The 24,041-nt window shown below is 56.6% G+C and carries 19 protein-coding genes; 6 read left to right on the top strand and 13 right to left on the bottom strand.

Annotation, left to right across the window (positions count from 1 at the left end):
• Positions 1-10: 10 nt before the first annotated feature.
• The 3 genes from RD1_RS02690 to RD1_RS02700 form a co-directional block, all read right to left on the bottom strand.
• A complete protein-coding gene (locus RD1_RS02690) occupies positions 11-1,321 on the bottom strand; it encodes a flagellar hook protein FlgE (protein WP_011566906.1) in 1,311 nt (436 codons plus the stop codon).
• A gap of 100 nt (positions 1,322-1,421) precedes the next feature.
• Positions 1,422-2,261, bottom strand: a complete 840-nt coding sequence (locus RD1_RS02695) for a flagellar motor protein MotB (protein ID WP_011566907.1) — start codon at positions 2,259-2,261, stop codon at positions 1,422-1,424.
• Positions 2,262-2,441: 180 nt separating this feature from the next.
• Positions 2,442-3,332, bottom strand: a complete 891-nt coding sequence (locus RD1_RS02700; RefSeq protein WP_011566908.1) for a rhodanese-related sulfurtransferase — start codon at positions 3,330-3,332, stop codon at positions 2,442-2,444.
• Between the two features lie 117 nt (positions 3,333-3,449).
• On the opposite strand from RD1_RS02700, the gene pncA reads away from it, so the two are divergent.
• Positions 3,450-4,058 (top strand): bifunctional nicotinamidase/pyrazinamidase, encoded by a 609-nt coding sequence (pncA, locus tag RD1_RS02705; protein ID WP_011566909.1) that lies wholly within the window; start codon positions 3,450-3,452, stop codon positions 4,056-4,058.
• Positions 4,051-5,343, top strand: a complete 1,293-nt coding sequence (gene pncB, locus RD1_RS02710) for a nicotinate phosphoribosyltransferase (RefSeq protein WP_011566910.1) — start codon at positions 4,051-4,053, stop codon at positions 5,341-5,343. The genes pncA and pncB overlap by 8 nt, the downstream gene beginning before the upstream one ends.
• 1,602 nt (positions 5,344-6,945) lie before the next feature.
• Here pncB and RD1_RS02720 read toward each other — a convergent pair.
• The 6 genes from RD1_RS02720 to msrB all read right to left on the bottom strand — a co-directional run bounded on the left by RD1_RS02720 (position 6,946) and on the right by msrB (position 16,429).
• Positions 6,946-8,208 carry an HlyD family type I secretion periplasmic adaptor subunit gene (locus RD1_RS02720; protein WP_254658789.1) on the bottom strand — a complete coding sequence of 421 codons (1,263 nt, stop codon included), beginning with the start codon at positions 8,206-8,208 and terminating at the stop codon, positions 6,946-6,948.
• A gap of 100 nt (positions 8,209-8,308) precedes the next feature.
• The gene (locus tag RD1_RS02725; protein WP_011566916.1) at positions 8,309-10,546 is read right to left on the bottom strand and encodes a peptidase domain-containing ABC transporter; all 2,238 of its coding nucleotides are present in this window, start codon (positions 10,544-10,546) and stop codon (positions 8,309-8,311) included.
• The gene (locus tag RD1_RS02730) at positions 10,543-12,201 is read right to left on the bottom strand and encodes an ABC transporter transmembrane domain-containing protein (protein WP_011566917.1); all 1,659 of its coding nucleotides are present in this window, start codon (positions 12,199-12,201) and stop codon (positions 10,543-10,545) included. The genes RD1_RS02725 and RD1_RS02730 overlap by 4 nt, the downstream gene beginning before the upstream one ends.
• A 65-nt stretch (positions 12,202-12,266) precedes the next feature.
• The gene (locus tag RD1_RS02735) at positions 12,267-15,332 is read right to left on the bottom strand and encodes a LamG-like jellyroll fold domain-containing protein (RefSeq protein WP_011566918.1); all 3,066 of its coding nucleotides are present in this window, start codon (positions 15,330-15,332) and stop codon (positions 12,267-12,269) included.
• A gap of 129 nt (positions 15,333-15,461) precedes the next feature.
• Positions 15,462-15,983 (bottom strand): peptide-methionine (S)-S-oxide reductase MsrA, encoded by a 522-nt coding sequence (msrA, locus tag RD1_RS02740; RefSeq protein ID WP_011566919.1) that lies wholly within the window; start codon positions 15,981-15,983, stop codon positions 15,462-15,464.
• Positions 15,980-16,429, bottom strand: coding sequence for a peptide-methionine (R)-S-oxide reductase MsrB (gene msrB / locus RD1_RS02745; protein WP_011566920.1), 450 nt, complete (start codon positions 16,427-16,429; stop codon positions 15,980-15,982). Before msrB ends, msrA begins: the two co-directional genes overlap by 4 nt.
• A gap of 136 nt (positions 16,430-16,565) precedes the next feature.
• On the opposite strand from msrB, the gene RD1_RS02750 reads away from it, so the two are divergent.
• Both RD1_RS02750 and RD1_RS02755 read left to right on the top strand, forming a co-directional pair.
• Positions 16,566-17,114, top strand: a complete 549-nt coding sequence (locus RD1_RS02750) for a glutathione peroxidase (RefSeq protein ID WP_011566921.1) — start codon at positions 16,566-16,568, stop codon at positions 17,112-17,114.
• A 3-nt stretch (positions 17,115-17,117) separates the two neighbouring features.
• Complete coding sequence (locus RD1_RS02755; RefSeq protein ID WP_011566922.1) at positions 17,118-17,759, top strand: class I SAM-dependent DNA methyltransferase; 642 nt, start codon at positions 17,118-17,120, stop codon at positions 17,757-17,759.
• Between the two features lie 46 nt (positions 17,760-17,805).
• On the opposite strand, the gene RD1_RS02760 is transcribed toward RD1_RS02755, so the two are convergent.
• Positions 17,806-18,675 (bottom strand): DMT family transporter, encoded by an 870-nt coding sequence (locus tag RD1_RS02760; RefSeq protein WP_011566923.1) that lies wholly within the window; start codon positions 18,673-18,675, stop codon positions 17,806-17,808.
• Positions 18,676-18,809: 134 nt separating this feature from the next.
• On the opposite strand from RD1_RS02760, the gene RD1_RS02765 reads away from it, so the two are divergent.
• Positions 18,810-19,439, top strand: a complete 630-nt coding sequence (locus tag RD1_RS02765; protein ID WP_011566924.1) for a LysE family translocator — start codon at positions 18,810-18,812, stop codon at positions 19,437-19,439.
• A gap of 154 nt (positions 19,440-19,593) precedes the next feature.
• Here RD1_RS02765 and RD1_RS02770 read toward each other — a convergent pair whose 3' ends face one another.
• From RD1_RS02770 to ade, 3 genes are all read right to left on the bottom strand, one after another.
• Complete coding sequence (locus RD1_RS02770) at positions 19,594-19,881, bottom strand: HU family DNA-binding protein (RefSeq protein WP_011566925.1); 288 nt, start codon at positions 19,879-19,881, stop codon at positions 19,594-19,596.
• Positions 19,882-20,018: 137 nt separating this feature from the next.
• Positions 20,019-21,482: an AMP nucleosidase gene (locus tag RD1_RS02775; protein ID WP_011566926.1), complete on the bottom strand. Its 1,464-nt coding sequence runs from the start codon at positions 21,480-21,482 to the stop codon at positions 20,019-20,021.
• Complete coding sequence (gene ade, locus RD1_RS02780) at positions 21,479-23,281, bottom strand: adenine deaminase (RefSeq protein WP_011566927.1); 1,803 nt, start codon at positions 23,279-23,281, stop codon at positions 21,479-21,481. The genes RD1_RS02775 and ade overlap by 4 nt, the downstream gene beginning before the upstream one ends.
• Positions 23,282-23,331: 50 nt before the next feature.
• Here ade and RD1_RS02785 point away from each other — a divergent pair, with 50 nt between their 5' ends.
• Positions 23,332-23,751 carry a glyoxalase gene (locus RD1_RS02785; protein ID WP_011566928.1) on the top strand — a complete coding sequence of 140 codons (420 nt, stop codon included), beginning with the start codon at positions 23,332-23,334 and terminating at the stop codon, positions 23,749-23,751.
• The last annotated feature ends 290 nt before the right edge of the window (positions 23,752-24,041 follow it).

Raw genomic sequence — 24,041 nt, forward strand, 5'->3', positions numbered from 1 at the left:
TCAAAACGTGTTAGCGTTTGATGTTGGTTGTTTCCTGAAGCATTTCATCAACAGTCTGGATGACTTTTGCATTCGAAGAATAGGCGCGCTGCGTCTTGATCATATCGGTCAGTTCACCTGCGACATCCGTTGTGGATTCCTCGCGCGCAAATGAAACGATGTCGCCGGTTGGTCCATCACCAGCATTCCACAGAAAGAATGCACCACTCTGCCTCGAAGGAAGGTAAGTTTGGCTGTCAAAAGCCTGCAGTCCGTTTGGGTTGGGCACATTGATCAGCGGAATCTGATAGATCGTTCGAATCTCACCAGTGTCGAAAGACGCGCGGACAAAGCCGTTGGGGTCAACGTCAACACCGACGAAGTTGCCGATAGCAGAACCATCTTTCGTTACCGAAATCGGTGCGAAACTGTAAGACAGCTGAGATAAACCTTCGGTATCACCAAGCGCGCCGATGTCCACTTCGATTGGACCGGCTGCCACGTTGATTGTGATCAGCCCGGTTGTGTCACTGTAGGCGGGGCTGGCGCCGATTGGTGTTACATCAAAAAGAGTACCGCCGCCGGTCCGAGAGTCGTTGAACTCCAGAGTATAGGATCCAATGGACACGGCTGGATTGACCGAATCGAACATCTCCATTGTCCAGGTATTGGTCGCAGGATTTCCCGGCGCGGGCACATCGGGCGTGAAGGTGATGCTGACGCTTTGAGAAGTGCCAAGGTTGTCAAAATACTCGACGGAAATCTGTTCAACCAGGCCGGCGGAATCCGCCTCTGTTTCAGTGGCTGGCAGGTTGATACCCAAGGACATCGAGGTGGTCGGGTTTCCGGCCAGTTGACCTGTAGCAATTCGAATAGGCTCCAGACCATCGGCGGTGTCACGTGGATAAACAGGGATTGATCCGTCCGCTGCGGCAGGCCAACCCATGAGAACGAGGCCGGATTGAGAGGTCAGATACCCGTCAGCATCCGGTCGAAATGAGCCTGTCGTCGTCAGAAACATCGGGGCGTCAGTGCCTGCAGTCTGAACCTGTGCTGCCTGTGCCACCGGCAGCATCCCGCCGCCACGAACCGCGAGGTCAGTGGAGTTTGAGGTGGAGACCAACGTCCCGCGTTCATCGATCAGGCGTTGCGTATTCGCCCGAACACCCCCGGCTGCATAGGCGCCGCCGCCGGAGGAAAGGACCATCGACTCAAAGTCGGTTTGCACACGCTTGTACCCAAAGGTCGACGAGTTTGCGATGTTGTCCGAGATGGAGGCCAATCGCTGCGAATTGGTCTGCAAACCTGCAACGCCTGCATTGAGCGAAGATGAAATCGACATGGGCACGCCTTTCTGATGTGATAATCCATTCTTGGTATCATCAGATAGCGGCTCGGACTTAACACTGACCTAACATATAAAATGCGCCCTATTTCTGCCACTATTCACGTAGCAGCACGATTTCGACCCGGCTGTTTCGCGTCGCCATCGGGTTGAGGTGAGCCGGTTCGCGATCCGCATGACCGGTCACACGTTGCATTCTTTCTGGCTCCAGGCCGTTCTCCTGCAACATGAGCCGCGTGCGCGTCGCACGGTCCGTCGACGCATCCCACACGGGATTCTGCGCAACAACGATCGGTCGTGACGGCACATGTGCGCCGATTGCGATGTCGTTTGTTGCAGCGAAGGCGACGCTTGCAACCAGTTCGACCAGTTGCGTCATCAAGGGCGTAGGAACATCCGAATTCGGCTCGAACAGCGGCAAGCCGTCCAGAGCAAACAACTCGATGACCAAGCCTTCGTCCGTGATGCGCGTAACGATATGTTCAAGGGCATTTTCCATGACCGTTGATTCACCGCCGCGGCCCATAAGCTCCTCAACAAGAGCCTGAAGCTCTTCGTCGGAGGTATCCCGTTCGCCGCCGTCATCATCATTCCCGCTTTCGCCGCTGGCAGCCTGCTTACGGGTTGCATGCTGCGATGTTGCGCCCAGTCCGTTTTGCGGCAAGGTCTCCTCGGAAAAGATACTGTCTCCGCCAAAGGCTCCGTCGCCGCCACCGGAAATCCGGTTGATCGGGATCGTCGGCGCAAAGTAATCCGCCAAGCCCTGACGTTGTTGTTCAGTCGTTGCATTCAACAGCCACATCATCATGAAAAAGGCCATCATCGCAGTCACGAAGTCCGCATAAGCGACCTTCCAGGCGCCACCATGGTGGCCACCCCCTACGACTTTCTTCTTTTTCTTGATGATGACTGGTGCCAGATTGCTCTGCGCAGCCATGTCTCCACCACTCTTTAATTCACCCAACGCCAGTATTACGCCAAAAGATGTTTCAGTTCGCTTAACGGCGATATCCTTTGGCTGGGTTTTCAGGCGAGACATGGATCACGCGCAGGCGAGCGATTTTCTCAAACCTTTGGTACCGCTGCTAAAAAGCAGGTACACGCTTTGCCAAAAAGGTCAGGCCCTGGCCCGTTTTCTTGCCAGTTCAATTTGTTTCTGACGTTCGCGAAAGCGTGCTTTATCCTCGGATGTTGTCTGATCAAAACACTTGTGACAGCTCACACCTTCCTCGTACTCGGCGCGCTTCTTGTCCGCCGGCAAGATCGGCTGACGACATCCATGACACAAAAGGTGCGGGCCTTCTTGCAGGCCGTGGCCCACACTGACGCGGTTGTCGAACACAAAGCAGGCACCGTTCCACGTGCTTTGATCCTGCGGAATGTCTTCGAGATACTGAAGAATACCACCTTTCAGGTGAAACACATCCTCAACCCCCTGACCAAGCAGGTAATTGGTGGATTTTTCACATCTGATGCCCCCTGTGCAGAACATCGCGATCTTCTTGTTGTGAAAGCGGTGTTTGTTCGCCTCCCACCATGCGGGAAACTCGCCAAAACTCCGGGTCTTCGGATCGATTGCACCTTCAAATGTGCCGATCTCGACTTCATAGTCATTGCGCGTGTCGATCACCGCGACATCGGGTTGCGCGATCAGCGCGTTCCAATCCGCCGGGGTCACATAATGCCCGGTTTTCGCACGCGGATCGACATCCGGCTGCTTCATCGTCACGATTTCACGTTTGATGCGGACCTTCATCTTGCCGAAGTTTGCCCGCTCGCTTTGGGCTTCTTTCCACTCCAGACCGTCACATCCGGGCAGGGCTTTCAGGTGAGCAAGCACAGCGTCAATCCCGGCGCGTGATCCCGTGATCGTGCCATTGACGCCTTCGGGTGCGAGTAACAACGTGCCGGTCACGCCCTGGGCCTTGCAAAGCTCCAGCAAGGCGGGCTTCAGCGCCGCCGGGTTTTCAAAGCGGGTGAAATGATAGAGTGCGGCAATGATAAACATGGGCGAGGGGATACGCCTGCGCGCGCTTTCAGGCAAGAGTGTTGTAGCGCATCACCGCCATTGGCATTGACGGGCTGCACGCAGGCGCTTAGCCATATCCCAGACGGGAGAAAACGCATGAGCCACGCTTTGATTGTCATTGACGTTCAACTGGATTTCTGTCCGGGTGGCGCACTTGCCGTGCCGGATGGGGATGGGATCATCGCGGGCATCAACGCACTCATGCCGCAGGCGGATGCTGTTGTGCTGACACAGGATTGGCACCCGGCGGGTCACTCCTCCTTTGCCACTTCGCACAAGGGGCATGCGCCTTATGACGTGATCGACATGGATTATGGCCCGCAGGTGTTGTGGCCGCACCATTGTGTGCAGGGGGCTGACGGCGCGCGGTTCCATCCCGATCTACAAAGTGACGGCGCAGATCTGATCCTGCGCAAAGGGTATAATCCGGCCATAGACAGCTATTCCGCGTTCTTTGAAAATGATCACAAAACGCCAACAGGGCTTGAAGGGTACCTTCGCAGCCGGGGTATCGAAAAACTGACGCTGGTCGGGCTGGCATTCGATTTCTGCGTCAACTATTCAGCACTCGATGCCGCCAAACTGGAATTCGACGTCACAGTACGCGAAGATCTGTGCCGCGCGATTGACCTTGATGGTTCCCGTGATGCAGCGCGTCAGGCCATGCAGAATGCGGGCGTGCGTCTGGAGACAGTGCATGGTTGATATCGCAACCCGCGTCTGGAACCACAAATGGAAGATCGACCCGATTGTGCGCTCGTTGATCGATACGGATTTTTACAAGCTTCTGATGTGTCAGTCGGTTTTCCGTAACAAACCCGATACGCGCGTGACCTTCAGTCTGATCAACAGGTCCACCCATATCCCGCTTGCCGAACTCATTGACGAGGGGGAGCTGCGCGAACAGCTGGATCATATCCGCTCGCTTTCCTTGTCGCGCGGAGAAAGCACATGGCTGCGCGGCAATACCTTTTACGGCAAACGGCAGATGTTTCGTTCGGATTTCATGGAGTGGTTCGAACAGCTTCGCCTGCCAGCCTATCACCTTGAACGGATAGGCGATCAGTTTGAGCTGACATTTGAAGGCAGCTGGCCGGAAGTCATGCTTTGGGAGATACCGGCGCTCGCCGTTCTCATGGAATTGCGCGGGCGCGCGGTGCTCGACCAGATGGACAGGTTCGAGTTGCAAGTGCTGTACGCGCGCGCGATGACGCGGGTGTGGGAAAAGGTCGAGGCCCTGCGCGACATCCCTGATTTGTCGATTGCGGATTTCGGCACGCGCCGACGTCACAGCTTTCTTTGGCAGGACTGGTGCGTTCAGGCGATGCGCGAGGGGCTTGGTGCTGCCTTCACGGGCACGTCGAACTGCAAGATTGCGATGACCCGCGAGATGGAAGCCATTGGGACAAATGCGCATGAATTGCCGATGGTTTACGCAGCACTGGCACGCGATGACGCGGCATTGGCGCAAGCACCATATGACGTTCTGTCAGACTGGCATGACGAGCATGAAGGCAACCTGCGCATCATTCTGCCCGACACTTTCGGCACCAGCAGATTCCTTGAAAAAGCGCCGGACTGGCTTGCGGGTTGGACAGGCATCAGAATAGACAGTGGCGATCCGGTGCAAGCGGGTGAAAACGCAATCGACTGGTGGCGCTCAAGAGGCGAAGATCCGAGCAAGAAGCGCGTTATTTTCAGCGACGGGCTGGATGTGGACAAGATCCGCAGCCTGCATCGCACGTTTTCCGGGCGGGTGCAGCCGTCCTTTGGTTGGGGAACCCTGCTGACGAACGATTTTCGCAATCTGGTACCACATGACAGCCTCGCACCGTTCTCTCTGGTCTGCAAAGCGGTTAAAGCCAACGGGCGGCCCACAGTCAAACTCTCCGATAACCCGAACAAGGCGATGGGGCCGGCCGCTGAGATCGAACGATATAAACGTGTGTTTGATGTCGGGGTGCAACGCGCGCAAGACGTTGTTGTTTAAGCAACTTTTCTAATAGCTTGAGGTATCCAGACCGCAGCAGTTTCATTCGATACTGTCAGGCAGTTGGTTCATCTGATCTGGCATGCCCATAACACTGTTTCGATCAGGCATAGCGGAGAGATGTCCAACAACGATTTTGATATGTGCATGAATGTGACTTGATCCTTCTGGAAACATCAGATGCCGCTTTTTGGCGCGCCGTGGAATGCTGTCGCGTGTTTTCTTCACCACCTCGCAAAGGTAAATGATCTTATCCGATGTGGGCTATCCGGTTTCCCTTTCGAACGCGCTGAAACAGCATCCATGCACAAGCGCATCAATCGGATCGGCCGCAACCGTGCCAGCATTTGGCAGATCAACCTACAAGGCATGCGCTGCTTGCGCCACGCGCATTCTACAGTTTGAATGAGAGCGTCTGTCGAAATACCTGAAACATCGAGTAAGATGTAACGCGTTGAAATCTTTGATTTCAGACAGGGTTACGTGATCGGGGTCTTTCTCATAACACTTTAGCACCTGAATCAAAAACAGCCATGCGCAAGCAGCAGACTACCATGTATAAACCCCAAAACGTCGCACCCTCCAGGTTTTGTGCATTCCAGCTGTTGCCAGACCCGTTGGGTCGAAACGATCACCATTCGGTTTCTCAGCGCGTTTCAAATTGTGATGGTCGCCGTGGACATTGTGGAAGGATAGCTGAGACTTGGTGGGGTACCGTTGCGGTTGTGTGGATTGCAATCGGCGAGGCCTCATTGGCAATCTTATCGTTCGGACGCCCTTCTTGGCGGCATCTGAGGTGGGGAGAGCTGTGTCCCGTCACAAATTGCCGTGCGTTCAAGTGTTGCCGGGTATCGCAAAGAAATCGGCTTGGAGGTTTGCAACAAAACCAGCCATTTGCGTTCATTGAAGGTGTGAGATTGGTAAGCCGTCTGCCGCGGTCCGTCAGATAACGTCAAGCCACGCCTTTGCTCTTTAAGCACGCGACTTGGAAGTTGGAAGTCACCATGTGGCTTATGTGTAATTGGTGATGCTGCAAATTTTGACAGGCGGCACGCCTGGTGACCGGTCCGACCCGAGTGTTTCGGTTGGTTTATGCGTGCAAGAGTTGCCATTGTGTCATTTGAAGGATGGCTTCAGAAACCGATGAGCAGTTGCCGCTTGTCTTTATCAATGATGTTCAGCGTCCGGAACGCTTTTTCTTGGTTCGCCCGTCACTGCATGAAGTCTTGCGTCCCAACATGATCATGACATTCAGGTGGCAAATGATCGCCTGGACCATTATTGAGCCAGTGCGGTAATTTCTTTGGTCGTTCACGGAGTTTCAAGAAACACGAGGATTGGCGCTTTCAGCCCTTCTCGACGCGGGAGCCTTGCGTTCCGTTTGTTGTGCAAATGCCAGCCTTGAATAGAAGCGCAGCGACCTGATGACAATCGCATGGGCGTAGCACCGGCTCAATCCGATTATATCGGCCACCAAGGGTCGACCGTTGCAGTGAACAACGCGCATGCCAAGCATACACATTTTCGGTTTCAGCCAAATGATTGTACAACGCGGCCATGATAGCGTCGCTGTCTTGTGTGTTAATTTTTGGCACTGATTTTTTAGGCCTCAGTCAATGCGCGGTCCGAAATGACACGCAAGGGTTTGAGGAGGAAAGACAAAATTGTTCTTCCTTCTGATTTTATGTCCGCAACTACGGTCATTCCGGGTGTAACCCTGCGCCCATCTGGCATCTGACCGACGCTCGCAATGGTCAAGGAGCGAAAGCCAAGCCGGACGCGAAAGACAGTTTGACCGTTCTCCTTTGTGAAACTGGACGGTGAGATATGTTCAACCACAGCGTCCAACGAGCCATATCTGGTGAAATCATACGTCAGAACTTTCACACTGGCAGTGCTGCCGGTTGTTACCCCGCCAATACGATCAGCGGCGATTTCAATCTCTGCAAATGTTTCACCTGTCGAAGGGATGATCTCAACAATCACCTCGCCGGGCTGGACCACTTCGCCGAGGTTCTGTACCGAAATTGCATTTACCATACCAGCGACCGGGCTCACAATTCGGCTCCGCTGGATTTGAAAATCCAGTGCTGCGCGGGTTTCCAACAATCCGGCCAGTTCTGTGCGTTTCTCGTCCAGTTGAAGTGCTGCATCCCTGCGAAACTGTGCAATCATTTCTCTTTCGCTGGATCCCAGTTGTTCAATCCTCGCATCCAGAATCCTGACCTCACCGGATAACTGTGCGATGCTACTCTCCAGCCGAAGGTTTTCGCGTTGTAGCTCTTCGCGTCGGTTCAGTGATACTGATCCATTGAAACCGGCGCGTTGGTAGCGGTCCAACTGCGCTTGTTGGATCGCAAGTTCTTGACGCAGGCTTTCGATGTTGGCGTGAATCGCCTGCTGTTCGGTGCTTGCAACTGATTTTTGTGAGCGGATCGTCTGAATTTGCGCAAGACGGTAGTTGATGTCGCTGATGATCGACACCGACGTCATTTGCCTTAACTCCGTGTCATCAAGTGTGCCGAAGCTGATGGCGCTGATTGTTTCATATCGCTCGATACTCTCTTGCACCTGTGTCAAAAGCGTTTCGATTTTGGCCAACTCGGATTGGACGATTTGCGTGTCAAGCTGCAGGATGAGTTGTCCGGGTTGCACGATATCTCCGTCTTGCACAGCAATCTCGTTTACGATGCCGCCTTCAAGATGTTCAATCCGGGTGGAAAGACCTTCGGGTTTGATTGTGCCTTCTCCCGTAACGACCTCATAGACAGGCGTCACAGAAGACCAATAGAAAAAAGCGGCGAGTGCGAGAACAACTGTCCAGATCACGGACCTCGCATATCCACCATCATGTACCTCGCTCAAGTGAGGGCTTGCCGTGATATTCGCAGATTGCACATTGCCGGACTGTGGAGCATTGCCCTGCTTGTCTTTTCTTTTTTTGCGGAAAAATCTGTTCGACATGTTAGCCGTTCCTGGACTGGAGTTTTTCGGGGCCGCCAAAAAAGTCGATCTGGCCTGCATTGAGAAGCAAAACCTTATCGGCCTGACGCATGATACTGGGGCGGTGGGTAACCAGCAGGCAGGTTACGTGACCTGCCCGCCGCTTGATTGCGTTCATGATGGCCGTTTCATCCTCGTCCGACAGTCCCGCCTCGGGCTCATCGAGCAAGAGAATTCGTGGCGCATTGAGCAGAATTTGAGCGACGGCGAATTTTGTGCGGAAAGCAGGGGAAAACTGATGCCGATCTGCGTGACTGAACTTGGTGTCGAAGCCGTCTGACAAGCTTTCAATACTCTGCAGAAGTGATAATTCCTCCGTAACGGCGCGCAGTTCTGCGTCCGTGGCATCAGGCTTTGTCAGGCGCAGATTTTGAGCCAACGTGCCATGTATTTGCAAGGATTGATGGCCCAGATAGCTTATCAAACTGGCGCGCGTTCGTGTGTCAAATTGGTTTACATTCGACTGCCCGATCATGACGGTTCCGTTTTGAGCGGAATACTGTCCCGTGATTGCGCGCAGGAGTGACGATTTGCCGGATCCGGCCTCCCCCGTGATGCAGGTAAGAGAGCCGCCGTCAAACCTCACGCTGATCCCTTTGAGCGCCGCCGTGACCGACTGTGGATATCTTAGTACCAGGCTGTCAATGTGAATATCGGGTGCGGTATCACCTTGGTCCAATCCGATGGAAAACTGCGATCTATCCAACTGGTTCCGACCTTTGATCCGCATCATGACGTCAATCTGCTTGAACAGGTTCAAAAGATCTGGTGCGCGAACCGCAAGCAGCAGTGCCTGCTGCACCGGGCTCAATAGACGTGCTGATATGATTGTACAGGCGATCAGCACGCCAGCGGTTAGATCAGCAGATATCACGCGCAATGCGCCAGTGAAGATCACGCAGCCAGTGGCGAGCGGCGTGGCGACCGTGATCAGGCTGTTAAGTACGCGCCAGATTGCATCCAACCGATGTCGCGCTTGGCTTAATGCGGTAAAACGTGGTGTTACCCGCGCGCTCCATACAGCACCCAAACCACGGGCGATGATCTGCTGGCGCTGGCTCAGGGTCTCTTCCTGCAGGCGCATACACTCGTTGTGCAGTTGACTGAGCTCCTTGGAACCGCGCGATATCTTTGGGTAGAAAATGGCGCCAATCAGCGCGTAAAGCACTACAAAACCAAGTAGAATAGTACCAATCACCGGATCTAGAAAAAACATCGCGGCCAATAGAATTGCAACAAATGGCAGTTCAAAGATGACCGCAACAAACGGACCGGCATAGAAATCGCGTACCGTTTCGAAGTGTTTTAGACGGTTCATTTGATCGCTCGCAGAGGATCCGGTCACCATCTCCAGTGGAAAGGCCATCAGTCGCTCAAACAGGGTACTGCTGACAATGAATTCTATGCGTCCTGATACCTGCGCAATAATTCTCGATTTGATCCGCCTCAGGCGTAAATCAACGTAAAGCAATATGCATATACCGGCGAGCAAGGCTACGAGCGTATCGAAGGCTTTGGCAGGCAGAACCTTGTCGAAAATAAATCCGACTGACAGTGAAGCGATGACAATCAGAGTATTGGACAGGAATATGATGAAAAGTATCGTCCTGTTTTCAGGGGCGAAACGGTGAAATGTATTGCTGATCCAACTCCCTGATACAGGCGTGGTACCGGATTTCGAATGTGCTTGCGACACGCGGAAACATCGATAGAGGCGTCTTTGCCGGATCGGCTGTTCTTGCCCGGTAACAGGATCGCGTAAAACCAGACGACCGTTGTCATTGGCGCCGATAAACAGGATGTCCTCACTCGTGGAAACAACGAATGACCCGCTCGGCAGATGCTGCAGATTGCGTCCGCGCAGGTTATCCTCGGCGGTTTCAAAGCCAAGGTTGCGCAGGATGCCACGGGCTGCATTAAGGTTGAGTTCTGGCGAAAAGTGCGGAACAGCCGCGGCGAAGGCACGAAAATCAACCGGCCAGTTGCATTGACGCAAGACCTCTACGACCGCTTCGCCAGCATTTGTATGCGAGGGCAATCCGCCAAAACGCCCGCTTCGCAGGCCGGCGCTCAAAGCATCGTAATTGCTGTCATTTTCCCAGTCACTGGTTGCGGATGCGATCCCAGCTCGATCAGAAACCGCGTCGAAAGCGGAACCCTGTCTGTCCTGTGTTGCGTTGAGAGGGGAAGCACTTGTCATCCGGCCATTGTCCTCTCTGACGGTATGACTTCGCCTTCAATGAGGCGGCCGTCTCTGATCTGCAGGACGCGGTTCGCCAAAGCCATGTAGGACGGTCTGTGGGTGACAATCACGATAATTGCCTCCGGTATTCGGCGCCGCAGCGCCTGTAACATGTTTTGGTCGATGTTTCTGTCCAGACCCACATTCGCCTCATCAAAAAGGATAACATCGGGACAGCGCACCAAGCCTGAAATCAGAACGATTCCATCATGGATCGCTTTGGGCAAGCTGTTGGCATTGCGCGCCGCGACCTGTAGCGACAGGCCGTCAGAGTGATGCGAAATGAAACTTGATATTCCAAGTTCTTCCGCAAGTTTGAAGGCTTGCTTCTGGTGTCGGGGCACATCAAATGCGGTGAGGTTTTCCAGCAAGGTTCCGTCAAGCATCGTGTAGTCAGGAGACAAGGTGCTGATCCGGTCGCAGAGAATTTCCTGATCGATATCATCGCTCGCCAAGCCGTTGATGCGCACCGTGCCGGAAGTGGGGCGGGCCCTGCCGGCCATGACTGACAACAGAGTGCTACGCCCACATCCATCAGCGCCTGTCAGTAAAACGCAGTCGCCGCGCTGCAATTGGAGCGAGATGTTTTCAAACAGTGGCTTCTTGTCCGGATGTCGCGCAATTGTAACATTGCTGAAGACGATGCTGTCAATTCTATCTATTTTTCTGGTGCCGGAAGCAGCCGTATCTGCCTGCAAGAGTTCATGAGCTTGTTTTTCCGATCTTTTGACATCCGCCTCACCAGCCAGCAGCGCCTCAATGCGCAGCATTGGCTGTATGACACGCCCGGTGAGCAGAACTGAGGCCGCGACCCCGCCAACAGACATTTGGCCGTCTATGACCAGAAACGATCCGACTCCCGCCATAAGGACGGGGGCCATCAGCCCGATCGCGGATGTAATCCCCTGGGTGAGCGTCACGCGACGGCTCAGATCATGCGTGATCGCTGCATTGACTGACATCAGTCGCTCATAACGGCGTTGCATCAAATCCTCGATCCCGAGGCTCTTGATCATCTCTACGCCGTCAATTGCCTCCATCAGGAAAGAGTGGCGTTGTTGGTCTCTGCTTTGTCGGAAAGTATTGAGCTCCAGGATCTTGCGCCGCTGAAACCAGACGATGCCCATGGACAAAAGCGCAAGTATACAAACACTTATACCCAGAACAGGCGAAATCAGAGCCATCACTGCGATGAAAAGCACAATGAACGGCAGATCGAGCATTGCGGAGGCTGCTTCACTCGCATGGTGTTTGCGCACCCGCTCGATGCTTTCCACATGGTCGTGCAGCACGCCCGGACTGGCATCCCTCAGGCGCGTACCCGTGGCAAGAAGATTGCGGAAAGCGCGGTGATAGGCCTCAGTCTCGAACCGGTTGCTGGCGGCGGCCATCAACCTGCCACGCGCCATACGGATCATGAAGTCGGCGAGTGCCGCCGTCGCAAGGCCTGCGGCCAATACAGCCAGCGTCGCATAACCTTCTCTGGGAATGATCCGGTCATATACGTGAATCATCGCCAAAGGCAGCGCAAGACCCAGCACATTTGCGCATAAAGAGGCGACTACAACATGTGGGTTGCGTCGCAGACGACGTAAGTCCAATCCACGTTCCATGCGCCAGTACACTCCTAATTCTACGAGGTGACGCTACGCAAAAACAGATAATTTTGGGTTACCCGTTACCAGGTTATCTTGTCGATTTCAGTGAACTCCACGATCCCGCCGGCATCAAAGGTGATCACCCCGGCGGCATCTTCGGAAAGCGCCAGTGCATCTGCGCTTTGGCCTTCAACGCTTGATCCCGTTTCCAGAACCATTGTCCATCCATTGCCGGTCACGGTGTTGCCCGCGACGTTTGCGCCGCCCGTGGTGTCCTGAAGTTCGATGGTTTGTGTCCACCCGGACGCACCGCCGACAACAGTGTCGGACCCTTCGGATGCGGCAACCAGAAAGGTGTTTTCGCCGGCACCCCCGTACAAGACATCGTCGCCAAGCCCCCCTGACAGGACATCGTTGCCACCGTCACCGTAGATGGTGTCGTTCCCCGCACCGCCAGAAAGCACATCATTCCCGCCGCCGCCTTGCAGCAGGTCATTTCCATCGCCCCCGAAGAGGCTGTCATGACCGCCCATGGTGATCCCCTCGCGCTCGATTGTCGCCACCTCGGATGCGTCGAGTTGATAGTCGAAGACGGCAAATTCATCGATGGCACCGTCAAAGAAATGCTGCAGATTGTCCGCAGCACCGTCACTGCTTTTCCACTGAGAGGCCCCGAGCGTCCATGGCTCATTGTTGCCGGTGATGCCACCGGTGTAGCTGTCTGTATCGACCCGGGAGCCATCAACAAAGAGTGCAGCACCTTCGGGGCCAAAGCTGAAAGCGACATGGGACCAGTCGTCGGCTGCCACCGCGCCTGAGTCCGAGCGCAGGAAAGTGTTGCTACTGTCAGATTGCAGGCGCACCTCTATCGAGCCATCGGTATTCAGCCACGCGGTCAGATGTCCACCGCCATCAAAATGTGTGGAGTCGCGCGAAAAAAGTGTCTGTTTATCGTCCAGGTTATCCGCATTGAACCGAATCGAAACCGTGCCTGCGTCAAGCGCATAGGCGTTGTCCTGCGGGTCTGCTGTGCCTGTGCTGTCCGATCTTGTTGCGCGGTTTGACAAACTGCCCGAGCTTGTTGTGCCCCAGCTTGTTGTGCTTCCGCTTGACCTGCCGCTCTGACCGGTTGTGTTGTCGGATGGAATTTCAACGTAGCCATTTTTGCCATCAAGCGTGACGGCCGTGCCATTCCCGTCCCAGCCGGTTGCACCGGGTGTTGCGCCGCCGCGGTACATGCCATCGCGCGCGTTGCCACTGCTGTCTGCCGAGATGTTTCCGACGTCTTCAAAGTGCATCAGAACAACGGCGTCGGCACCGACTTCGTCACCGCCAAAAAGCCTGTCATCGCCTGCACCGCCTTCGATGGTGTCGTTACCGGCATCGCCATATAGGCGTTCGTCACCCGCACCACCGATCAGGTGGTCATCGCCCGCACCGCCGGAAATCCGGTAGCGTTCGCTTCCTGTGGCACCTTCCGCTTCCAGAGTTGCGATTTCGGCCGCATCGAGTTGGCTGTCGAAGAGAACAAATTCATCAATCGACCCTTCGAAATAGTCGCGAAGGTTGGTTGCAACTCCGTCACCGCTCCGGTTTTGGGAAGCGCCCAGCGTCCAAGGTTCATTGTTTCCGGCAAGACCGCCCGTATAGCTGTCCGTGTCTACCTGCACACCATCAAGGAACAACGCAGCACCTTCGGGGCCAAAGCTGACCGCAACATGGGACCAGTCGCCAGCTTCGATCGTGCCCGGATCAGAGCGAAGGAACGTATTCCCGCTGTCCGATTGCAGTCGAACCTCAAGCGACCCATTTGACATCACCCATGCTGAAAGATGGCCACCGCCATCGTAACTGTTTGAATCGCGTGAGAAGATGGATTGCTGACCGTTCAGATTATCCGCATTGAACCGAATTGAAACCGTCCCTTCATCCAGCGCATAGGCGTTGTCGGGCGGCACCTCGACATAATCGCCATGCCCCCCAAGGGTGACGGCTGTGCCGGTTCCGTCCCATCCGGTTGTGCCGGGTGTGGCATCGCCACGGTAAAACCCATCGCGCGAATTGCCGCTGCTATCCTCTGCCGTTCCTCCGGTATCGGAGAACGTCATCAGCAGCACCGCATCCGGACCTTCCTTGGCCTCGGGACCTTCGGCATTGGCAGTGATCACATCATCACCGCTCCCGCCCAGGATCGCTTCTTCCGCAACACCGGTATCTGTAAAGGTGGTGCCGCCATCGGCCAACTGAATGGTTTCAGCCACATCGGTGACGGTGACTTCGATGGTCTGCGTGGTAGCATTGCCGGCCCCGTCAGTCGCGGTTACCGCGACATCGATCACGCCACCATCAGTTTCGTAATCAAGATCGATGCCATCCTTGAGCTTGACGTGATTTCCAACCACTTCAAAACGGGCGTCATCGACCTGATAGGTAAGCGTGTCGCCCGGATCGGCTGCGGCGCCAATAGCACTGCCAACGACGGCACCTGAGGTGTTTTCGTCAACGGTACCGCCCGCTGTCGACAGGAGCGGTGAGTTGTCGACCTGTGCAATCCGGGCTTCGGGACCGGCGTTGTCGTCGCTGGAAGACGTGGGCGCTTCCTGCATGCTGGCCGCCGCCTGTGTGGTGGGCATCGCGGTCTCACCTGCATTTGCTTCGGTCCATATGTTTGGACCACTTGCCCTGACGGGCGCGGGCGCATCGGCGATTTTATCTGCGGTGATGTCGGACCTTGGTGCGCTCTGCCGCACCTGCTCCAACTCCAGTGCGGCTGGCATGCTGCCAGTGCGGGCGGAGGCAGTTGACCCTTCGCCGGTATCGATAGCAGGGCCTTGCAACGGCATGTTTGGTCCGGATGATCGGTCCAAATCCGGTTGCTGGGGCATTGCGGTTGCGGTGGTGCCCGTTGCGGGCGGTGCGGATACCTCGGCCACGGGGGCTTGGGCGTCGGCCTGTTGTGGACGCATGAAGCCGCTCAATGCGGCCAACGTTACCGATGCACCGCCAACGGCCGTCGCGTTCCCCGACGCCTCGGAACCTTGGAGCGCGTCCAGTTGCACCTGATCCGAATTCGATGGGCCCGCGTTTTCCGCTGCTTCATTCTTGCGGCCAAACTTGGACCGAAACGCCGAAAATATGGAACCCATAACGCTTACACCTCACACACAGACACCCCTGCCCGGAGGTGGTTATGGCAGGCAATCGTTAACAGATCGTGTTCGTTTCCGGGTCACATGACGGCTGAGGCCCCCGCATCCGGGGGCCTCAACATGCGGTTATTCGGCTGCCTGTGTTTTGCTGTCCCGTTTTGGCAGCACCCAATCGGCGCGTGGGAAGTGGCAGGTATACCCGTTTGGATAGCGTTCCAGATAGTTCTGATGCTCGGGTTCGGCTTCCCAGAAATCGCCCACCGGGGCGACTTCGGTCACGACTTTCCCCGGCCAGAGGCCGGAAGCGTTCACATCTGCAATCGTATCGAGCGCCACTTGATGTTGGGTTTCGTCCACATAGTAGATCGCCGAACGATAGCTCAGGCCGATGTCATTGCCCTGCCTGTTCAGCGTAGTCGGGTCGTGTATCTGAAAAAACAACTCCAGCAGGTCACGATAACTCAGCACGGCGGGGTCGAAAATCACCTCAATGCCCTCGGCGTGGGTGCCGTGGTTGCGGTATGTCGCATGGGCCACATCGCCGCCGGTGTATCCCACGCGGGTCGAAATCACACCTTCCCGCTTGCGGATCAGATCCTCCATGCCCCAAAAGCACCCACCGGCTAATACTGCGCGTTCCTGTGTCATGTTACGTCCTCCACCTGATTGATGTAGTCCCCATAGCCCTCGGCTTCCATGTCATCACGGTGCACAAACCGCAGGGAGGCCGAATTGATGCAATATCTAAGCCCGCCGCGATCGGGCGGCCCATCCGGAAACACATGGCCAAGATGGCTGTCACCATGCAGAGAGCGTACCTCGGTACGCACCATGCCGAGGCTGACGTCTTTCAACTCGTTGATATTGGCAGGCTCAATGGGTTTGGTGAAACTGGGCCAGCCGCACCCGCTCTCGTATTTGTCCGCGGAGGCAAACAGTGGCTCGCCGGACACGATATCCACATAGATCCCGGGTTCCTTGTTTTCAAGCAGCGCGCCGGTGCCCGGACGCTCTGTCCCATCCTGTTGGGTGACGCGATATTCCTCGGGCGACAGCCGGTCGATCGCTTCCTGCGTTCTGGCATAATTGGCCATGGACCACTCCTTTTACCTGTTGTGCTAATAAATGGGCGCAAAACCCATAAAGAAAAGGGGCAAACCGACGCAACAGGTGGGATGTGTCTTTTTGACGGGGCGGACTATATTCCACCTCACAGTGGAGGAGACGCGAATGAAAGCTCTGAAATCAACAGTGGCGGCACTTGTCACAGCCGCATTTGTCGCAGGTCCGGTCTGTGCGGGGGCACGCGATCACCAGTTTGCGTCCATCGACGGCGGGTTTGTGGACATGGCCGATTGGGCAGGGCAGCCCGTGCTGGTCGTCAACACTGCCTCGCAATGTGGTTTTACGGGCCAATATGCGGGGCTGCAGGAACTCTATGACACCTACCGCGCGGCCGGTCTGGTGGTTTTTGCGGTTCCATCGGATGATTTCAATCAGGAACTTGGCAGCGCGGAAGAGGTCAAGGAATTCTGCGAAATGAACTTTGGACTCGATCTGCCGATGGCGGATATCACCCGCATCCGGGGCAAGAACGCGCATCCGTTCTATCAGGATGTGCGTGCGGAAACCGGGTTCGTGCCGCGCTGGAATTTCAACAAGGTATTGATCGGTCCGGATGGCGAAATCGTTGACACCTGGGGTTCGCAGACAAAACCAATGTCGCGTGAGATTACCGACGCGGTTGAAACACTATTGGATCAAGCAAGTCAGGGCTGAGTTTTGACGCAGGAGAAAGAAGACAAACGGCTGGACCTGCAAGCGGCCTATTCCGTCCGGACCCCGGCGGAGAATGAGGCGCTTTATGCGGCCTGGGCCAAGACTTATGACGAGAGTTTCGCCGCTGCGTCCGATTACATATTTCCGCAGCAGGTTGCGCGTGTGTTTCACGAACAAGGCGGCCATGGCCCCGTGCTGGACGCCGGCGCGGGGACCGGGTTGGTGGCGGAGGCAATCGCTGCGCGCAAGACCTGTTTGATGGATGCGTTCGATATCTCCGAACCGATGCTGTCGATTGCCAAGGCCAAAGGGGTTTATCGCAGACTGGTTCAGGGTGATCTGACGCAAAAGCTGCCTTTTGACGACGGCAGCTATGCGTCCGTTGTGAGTGCAGGCACGTTTACCCATGGGCATGTCGGCCCCGAAGCGATGGACGAGTTGTTGCGTGTGAGCGCCAGCGGGGCGCTCTTGGTCCTGACCATCAAGGCCGAACTCTATGAGGCGCGCGGGTTTGCTGCGACATTCAGTGACCTCGGCATGCAGATCTATGACTTCCAATTGCAAGAGGTGCCGATTTACGGCGCGGGGGCGCAGTCCTCTGATACGCTGGATGCCGGGTTGATTGCCTGTTTTCGCAAGACTTGAGTGTCATGTGAACGACCTGCATCACATACTTCTGGCTAAAACGACTTCATGCCTTTTGCTGGCGTGACACCTGCACGGCCAGAATCCCGAGCGTGATGATGACGACACCCAGAATATCCTGCCCGCCCAAGGGTTCGCTCAGCAACAGCGCGGCGGTTGCAACGCCCAGAAACGGGTTGAGGAAGTGGAACGTCGCCGCGCGCGTGGCGCCGATCCTGTTCACCAACCAGAACCATACGAATGTGGCCGCCAGCCCGGGGATCAGTGTTGTGTAGCTGAATGCCGCAAGAAGCCGCCAGCTTGGCGTGACATGCGGGGTTTCGAAAATTGCCGTCGCAAGGGCCAGCACCAGACAACCGACGAGCATCTGCAACCCGACGATCATCAGGAAATTGCCGCCGGACGTCGCGCCGCGCACCGATAGGGTCGCGATGGTCAGGGCAATCACGCCAATGCAACATAAGGCCAGACCAAAGGGGTCCACACCGGTTGTGATGCGCGCGCCCATGATCAAACCGACGCCCAGTATGCCTGCCGCCAGCCCCGCAATGCCCAGCGGACGCAGCCGTTCGCCCAGCACGATCCAAAGCGCCATGGCAACCAAAAGCGGCATGGTGGATGCGATGATGGCCGCGACCGAGGCTTGCACGGTTTGCATCGCCACGAAATTCAGTCCCAGATAAACACCGTTTTGCAACACGCCGAACACGACCGTGGCGCGCCATTGTGCAGGGGTGAGGTGCCATGACTGGCCCAACGCACGGGCAATGGCCACGCCCAGCAGGCCCGAAATCAGGTAGCGCAGGGTCAGGGCCGCCAGCGGCGAAGCGTCGGCGACGATGATGCGTGCGGATGTGAAGGCCGATGACCACATCAGCGAAAAAGCCAGCCCCATCAGAATTGCGCGGATGTCCATTTTTGTTCGTTACACCGATGAGTGACTTTCCAGCAGACAATTTCCGAAAATGCACCGGGATACAAGCGGGCAGCGCCCCTTGACATCACCGGCAGATGAAAGTCTGACCGCTGACGTGTAAACGAAAGACCGCCATGCTGATACCACCGGACATCATGCTGATATTTGCCGCGGCCAGCGTTGCCCTCGCGCTTGCGCCGGGGCCGGATAATATCTTTGTACTGACTCAATCCGCGCTTTACGGGCGGATGGCGGGCGTCATGGTCACGTTGGGGCTGATGACAGGTGTGATGGTGCATACGACATTGGTCGCACTGGGCGTTGCCGTGATCTTTCAGACGTCAGTGCTTGCCTTTACCGTGCTCAAGTTGGTAGGGGCGGGCTATCTGGTCTATCTGGCGATCATGGCTTTTCGCGCCCACGCAACACCTGTTGATCGGACGCAGGCACCAAAGACGCCTCTGGCGCGCTTGTATTGGCGCGGTGTGGTAATGAACCTGACGAACCCCAAGGTTGCGATCTTTTTCCTCGCTTTCCTGCCGCAATTCGCAGACCCGCTGCGCGGTGCGGTCACGGCTCAGATTTTCCTGTTCGGTGCAATCTTCGTGCTGTGTGCCCTTGTCGTCTTTTGCACAATTGCCGGTGCGGCAGGTTTTCTTGGCACGTGGCTCTCAACCAGCCCTAGGGCGCAGGTCGCGCTGAACCGGGTGGCAGGTGTGGTGTTTCTGGGACTCGCGCTGCGTCTGGTTCTGGCCGAGCGCTGAGGCGCTTAGCGTTGAATTTGAATGACAAGCCGCTGCCCGTTTCTTTGGTCGGACGCGTCTTGCGATGTTCATGCCTCAGATAGGACGCAAGATGCTGGAGGCATAAAAAAGGGCCACCCGCAGGTGACCCTTAAAGAGTTCGCGTGTTTGGCGATTAGCCGTTCACACTGTCTTTGAGCGCTTTTGCAATGGTCATCTTGACCACCTTGTCAGCGTCTTTCTTGAACTGTTCGCCGGTTGCCGGGTTGCGAACCATACGCTCCGGGCGCTCGCGGCAGTAGATCTTGCCGACACCGGGCAGCGTCACAGCACCACCGCCGGACACTTCTTTAGTGATGAGGTTGCAAACTGCGTCCAGTGCTGCGCCTGCAGATTTCTTGTCTGTGTCCATCTCTTCTGCCAGTGCGGCAACGAGTTGGGTCTTTGTCATTGGTTTCGCCATTTTATTCTCCTTCGCTGCCCGATAAGTAGGGCCTCATTTCGCGAATCTATCCGTATGTTGTGGTTGAACACAACGATTAGGTGGTGAAATTAACGAAAAACATGCCGATTTTCGTTGTTTTTAACGGTTTGACCCTCTCAGAGGAACGCGGTTTCCTCAAATGAGCGCAGTTTCCGGCTGTGAATGCGTTCCAGCGGCATGGATCGCAGCTGTTCCATCGCGTGAATTCCGATCATCAGATGGCGCACAACCTGCGTTTTATAGAAGTCTGACGCCATGCCGGGCAGTTTCAACTCCCCATGCAGCGGCTTGTCGGACACACATAAAAGCGTGCCATAGGGCACCCGAAAGCGAAACCCGTTCGCCGCAATCGTGGCACTTTCCATATCAAGTGCGACCGCGCGCGACTGGCTGAGCCGTTGCACCGGGCCGGATTGGTCGCGCAATTCCCAATTGCGGTTATCAAGGCTGGCCACGGTGCCGGTGCGCATCAGGCGCTTCAGCTCATAGCCTTCGAGTTCGGTGACCTTGGCCACCGCCTGCTCCAAAGCGATCTGTATCTCCGCCAGCGCGGGCACCGGGACCCAGACCGGCAGGTCATCGTCCAGCACCTTGTCCTCGCGCAGATAGGCATGGGCGAGCACAAAATCCCCGAGCGCTTGCGAATTGCGCAAACCCGCGCAGTGCCCGACCATGATCCACGCATGCGGACGCAACACGGCAATGTGGTCCGTGGCGGTTTTCGCGTTGGAGGGTCCAACACCGATGTTGACCAGGGTGATCCCCGATCCATCCGCGCGCTTCAGGTGATAGGTCGGCATCTGGGGCGTTTTGCTGCTGGGCGGCAGGGGAGCGTCACCATCGGTGATCTCGGCATTGTCCGTCGATACGAAGGCCGTGTAGCCGGAGGTTGCATCCTTGAGCTGCGCGCGGGCGTAGGCCTCGAATTCAGAGACATAGAACTGGTAATTGGTAAACAGCACGTGGTTCTGAAAATGCTCCGGATCGGTGGCCGTATAATGGGCCAGCCGCGCCAGCGAATAATCCACGCGCTGCGCGGTAAAGGGTGCAAGCGGCGCGATCCCGTCGGCCGGACTATACGTGCCGTTGACGATATCGTCGTTCGTGGTGCTGAGGTCGGGGACATCAAAGACATCGCGCAGCGTGAACTCGGCGGCCCCTTCTTGCGGGACGGTGATGGCCGCGTCTCCGGCGACGGCGAAATGCACCGGCATCGCCGTTTCCGATGGGCCAATCGTGACCGGCTGCCCGTGGTTTTCAATCAACAGGCCGATTTGCTGTGTCAGATAGCTGCGAAACAGGTCGGGCCGCGTGATCGTCGCGCGATAGCGACCGGGCGCAGAAACATGACCAAAGGACAATCGCGTGTCCACATGCGCGTAACTTGAGGTTTCGAACTCCACCTGCGGATAAAAGGCACGCACGCGGCAGTCCGGAGCGCCGTCGCGCATGGCCTGCGCGAAATGCGTGCACAGAAAGGCGGTCGCCTGCGTGTAAAGTTCTTCGAGCCGGGCAACGGCGGCCACGGCGTCATGAAAGACTTCGGCGGCCGGGCTGTCCGGCGTAATGATCGCGCTCATGTGGGGGACTCTATCACAGGAATGAATTCAAAGGTGCGCACATCCACAAGGCCCAGATCGGAAATCCGAAGCTCAGGGATCACAACAAGCGCCAAGAGGGAGTGCTGCATATACGCGTTGTTCAGGGTGCAGCCACAGTCGCGCATGGCCTGCATCATCTTGTCGGCCTTTGCGGCGACTTCGGCGGCGGGGCGATCTGACATTAGACCTGCGATGGGCAATTCGACCAGCGCAAGTTCAACACCGTCCTTGAACAGCACAATGCCGCCGCCGACCTCGCCCAGCCGGTTGGCCGCGCGCGCCATATCATCAGCATCGGTGCCGACTACGATCATGTGGTGGCTGTCATGGGCCACGGTCGAAGCCATGGCCATCCGGCCCTGATACCCAAAGCCCGAAACAAAGGCATTGGTCACAGACCCGGTGGCGCGGTGACGCTCAACCAGTGCGATCTGTGCGACGTCACCGGTGGCTTGCACGCGCCCCTCGGTCACGGGCAGTTCGAATTTCAACGCCTTGGTCGGGGCCTGGTTTTCCACCACACCGATAACGTTCGCCGTCACCGCATTGGCGCCTTTGGGCGCGTTGATCGTAAAGTCATCCGGCCCCAGCGTCTTGCCCATATGCACGGTTTGGCGGGCCGCAGCGGGCCAGTCGAAGTGCGGACATTCGACAAGGCAGTGACCGTCTTCCGCCACGACCTGTCCACGGGCAATGACCGTTTCGATCGGCAGGGTTCTCAGATCTGAGGTCAGGATGATATCCGCGCGCCGCCCCGGCGTGATGGACCCGATTTCGCGTTCCAGCCCGAAATGGGTGGCGGTGTTGATCGTCGCCATCTGAAGCGCCACCAGCGGGTCACAACCGCATTCAATCGCGTGGCGCACAACCCGGTTCATATGCCCGTCATTGACCAGCGTGCCGGAATGGCAATCGTCCGTGCACAGGATCATGTTGCGCGGATCAAGACCCTTTTCGGTGATCGCCGTGATCTGGCTTTCCACGTCATACCATGCAGAGCCAAGCCGGATCATCGACCGCATCCCCTGCCGCATGCGCGCGATGGCGTCCGCCTCGCAGGTCCCTTCGTGATCATCCGCCGGGCCGCCGGCGATGTAACCTGCAAACGCCGGCCCAAGGTCGGGGGATGCGTAGTGCCCGCCAACCGTCTTGCCCGCGCGCTGCGTCGCCGCAATTTCCGCGAGCATCTTCGGATCGGCATTCGACACGCCGGGAAAATTCATCATCTCACCCAAACCGACGATACCGGGCCATGCCATGGCGTCGGCGACATCGGCGGCGGTGATCTCAAACCCGGTGGTTTCCAACCCCGGTGCAGAGGGCGCGCAGGATGGCATCTGCGTGAAAATGTTGACGGGTTGCATCAGCGCCTCGTCATGCATCATCCGCACACCTTCAAGTCCTAGAACATTGGCGATCTCATGGGGGTCCGTGAACATGGATGTGGTGCCATGCGGGATCACCGCGCGGGCAAATTCTGCGGGTGTCAGCATCCCGGACTCGATATGCATATGACCATCGCACAGGCCGGGGATCATGTAGCGCCCATTTGCACGGATCATATGTGTGTCTGGCCCGGTGCAATTGGTGGCATCCGGGACCACGCAGGCGATGCGCCCGCGGATGATGGCAACGTCATATCCATCCAGCACTTCGCGGGTATGGACATTGACCCATTTGCCGCCCCTAATGAGCATATCGGCAGCCATTCTGCCGGTCGCAACGGCGATCAGATCAGCCGCAGTATCGGGCCAGGAGGGGAAAGGGCTGTGCGTCATGTCCTTCCGTGCCACGGCTCATGAAAATGTTCAAGGCAGGAGGCCAGAAGATGGACTATGAAACAGTGTCGGCGGAGGATTTTGGCAAATCCTTGCGCGGCATCGGGCTGAACCTGCTGGTGCGCGACGTGCGGGCGACCAGCGCGTTCCTTGAGGATGTCTTTGATGCTGGCATTCATCGCCTCAGCGATGATTTCGCGATCGTGACCTTTGGGAAAGACGTATTTCAGCTCCACAGTGATGCCACCTATTCTGCCAACCCCTTGCTGGGTCTGCTGCCCGAAAATCCGCCGCGTGGTGCGGGGCTTGAAATCAGGCTCTACGACACGGACCCTGATGCGGCGGTTGCGCGGGCGGTGGCCCGCGGTGCGATGATCTTGCAAGACCCGTCAGACAAGCCGCATGGATTGCGCGAGGCTTATATCCTGTGCGACGACGGTTACGCATGGGTGCCCAGCCGACCGCTTTGAGCCTGCCTTGCGAATTCGGCTTGAAGGTCTGCGCCTCGGTATGATCGGGGATATGGACGGCACGATGGCCCCAAGGCTTGCTGTCTGTCTGTCCCGAAACATGCCCGCATGCGACGTCCCCTGTCATATCGGAACCAGCCACGGGACCATCAGTTTCTGACAAAACCCGTTGTCGTTCATCCTCTTGCGGGGGCAGAAACGTGCCGCTTGCTCGCTCCGGCGGACATGGGCCAATAGCGGAATTGATCGCAAGTGTGATGCGATACCTTCGAAAACAATGTAGTACTTTT

This window comes from Roseobacter denitrificans OCh 114, from assembly GCF_000014045.1.
In the GTDB taxonomy this organism is placed as follows: Bacteria; Pseudomonadota; Alphaproteobacteria; order Rhodobacterales; family Rhodobacteraceae; genus Roseobacter; species Roseobacter denitrificans.

What these genes read in the sequence shown, in the direction of transcription:
- pncB (WP_011566910.1), top strand. Translation starts at nt 4,051, where the DNA reads ATGGTTGATATCGCAACCCGCGTCTGGAACCACAAATGGAAGATCGAC.
- RD1_RS02775 (WP_011566926.1), bottom strand. Translation starts at nt 21,482, where the DNA reads ATGAGCGCGATCATTACGCCGGACAGCCCGGCCGCCGAAGTCTTTCAT.
- RD1_RS02695 (WP_011566907.1), bottom strand. Translation starts at nt 2,261, where the DNA reads ATGGCTGCGCAGAGCAATCTGGCACCAGTCATCATCAAGAAAAAGAAG.
- ade (WP_011566927.1), bottom strand. Translation starts at nt 23,281, where the DNA reads ATGACGCACAGCCCTTTCCCCTCCTGGCCCGATACTGCGGCTGATCTG.
- RD1_RS02725 (WP_011566916.1), bottom strand. Translation starts at nt 10,546, where the DNA reads ATGACAAGTGCTTCCCCTCTCAACGCAACACAGGACAGACAGGGTTCC.
- msrA (WP_011566919.1), bottom strand. Translation starts at nt 15,983, where the DNA reads ATGACACAGGAACGCGCAGTATTAGCCGGTGGGTGCTTTTGGGGCATG.
- pncA (WP_011566909.1), top strand. Translation starts at nt 3,450, where the DNA reads ATGAGCCACGCTTTGATTGTCATTGACGTTCAACTGGATTTCTGTCCG.
- RD1_RS02700 (WP_011566908.1), bottom strand. Translation starts at nt 3,332, where the DNA reads ATGTTTATCATTGCCGCACTCTATCATTTCACCCGCTTTGAAAACCCG.
- RD1_RS02730 (WP_011566917.1), bottom strand. Translation starts at nt 12,201, where the DNA reads ATGGAACGTGGATTGGACTTACGTCGTCTGCGACGCAACCCACATGTT.
- RD1_RS02735 (WP_011566918.1), bottom strand. Translation starts at nt 15,332, where the DNA reads ATGGGTTCCATATTTTCGGCGTTTCGGTCCAAGTTTGGCCGCAAGAAT.
- RD1_RS02770 (WP_011566925.1), bottom strand. Translation starts at nt 19,881, where the DNA reads ATGGCGAAACCAATGACAAAGACCCAACTCGTTGCCGCACTGGCAGAA.
- RD1_RS02750 (WP_011566921.1), top strand. Translation starts at nt 16,566, where the DNA reads ATGAAAGCTCTGAAATCAACAGTGGCGGCACTTGTCACAGCCGCATTT.
- RD1_RS02760 (WP_011566923.1), bottom strand. Translation starts at nt 18,675, where the DNA reads ATGGACATCCGCGCAATTCTGATGGGGCTGGCTTTTTCGCTGATGTGG.
- RD1_RS02785 (WP_011566928.1), top strand. Translation starts at nt 23,332, where the DNA reads ATGGACTATGAAACAGTGTCGGCGGAGGATTTTGGCAAATCCTTGCGC.
- RD1_RS02765 (WP_011566924.1), top strand. Translation starts at nt 18,810, where the DNA reads ATGCTGATACCACCGGACATCATGCTGATATTTGCCGCGGCCAGCGTT.
- msrB (WP_011566920.1), bottom strand. Translation starts at nt 16,429, where the DNA reads ATGGCCAATTATGCCAGAACGCAGGAAGCGATCGACCGGCTGTCGCCC.
- RD1_RS02690 (WP_011566906.1), bottom strand. Translation starts at nt 1,321, where the DNA reads ATGTCGATTTCATCTTCGCTCAATGCAGGCGTTGCAGGTTTGCAGACC.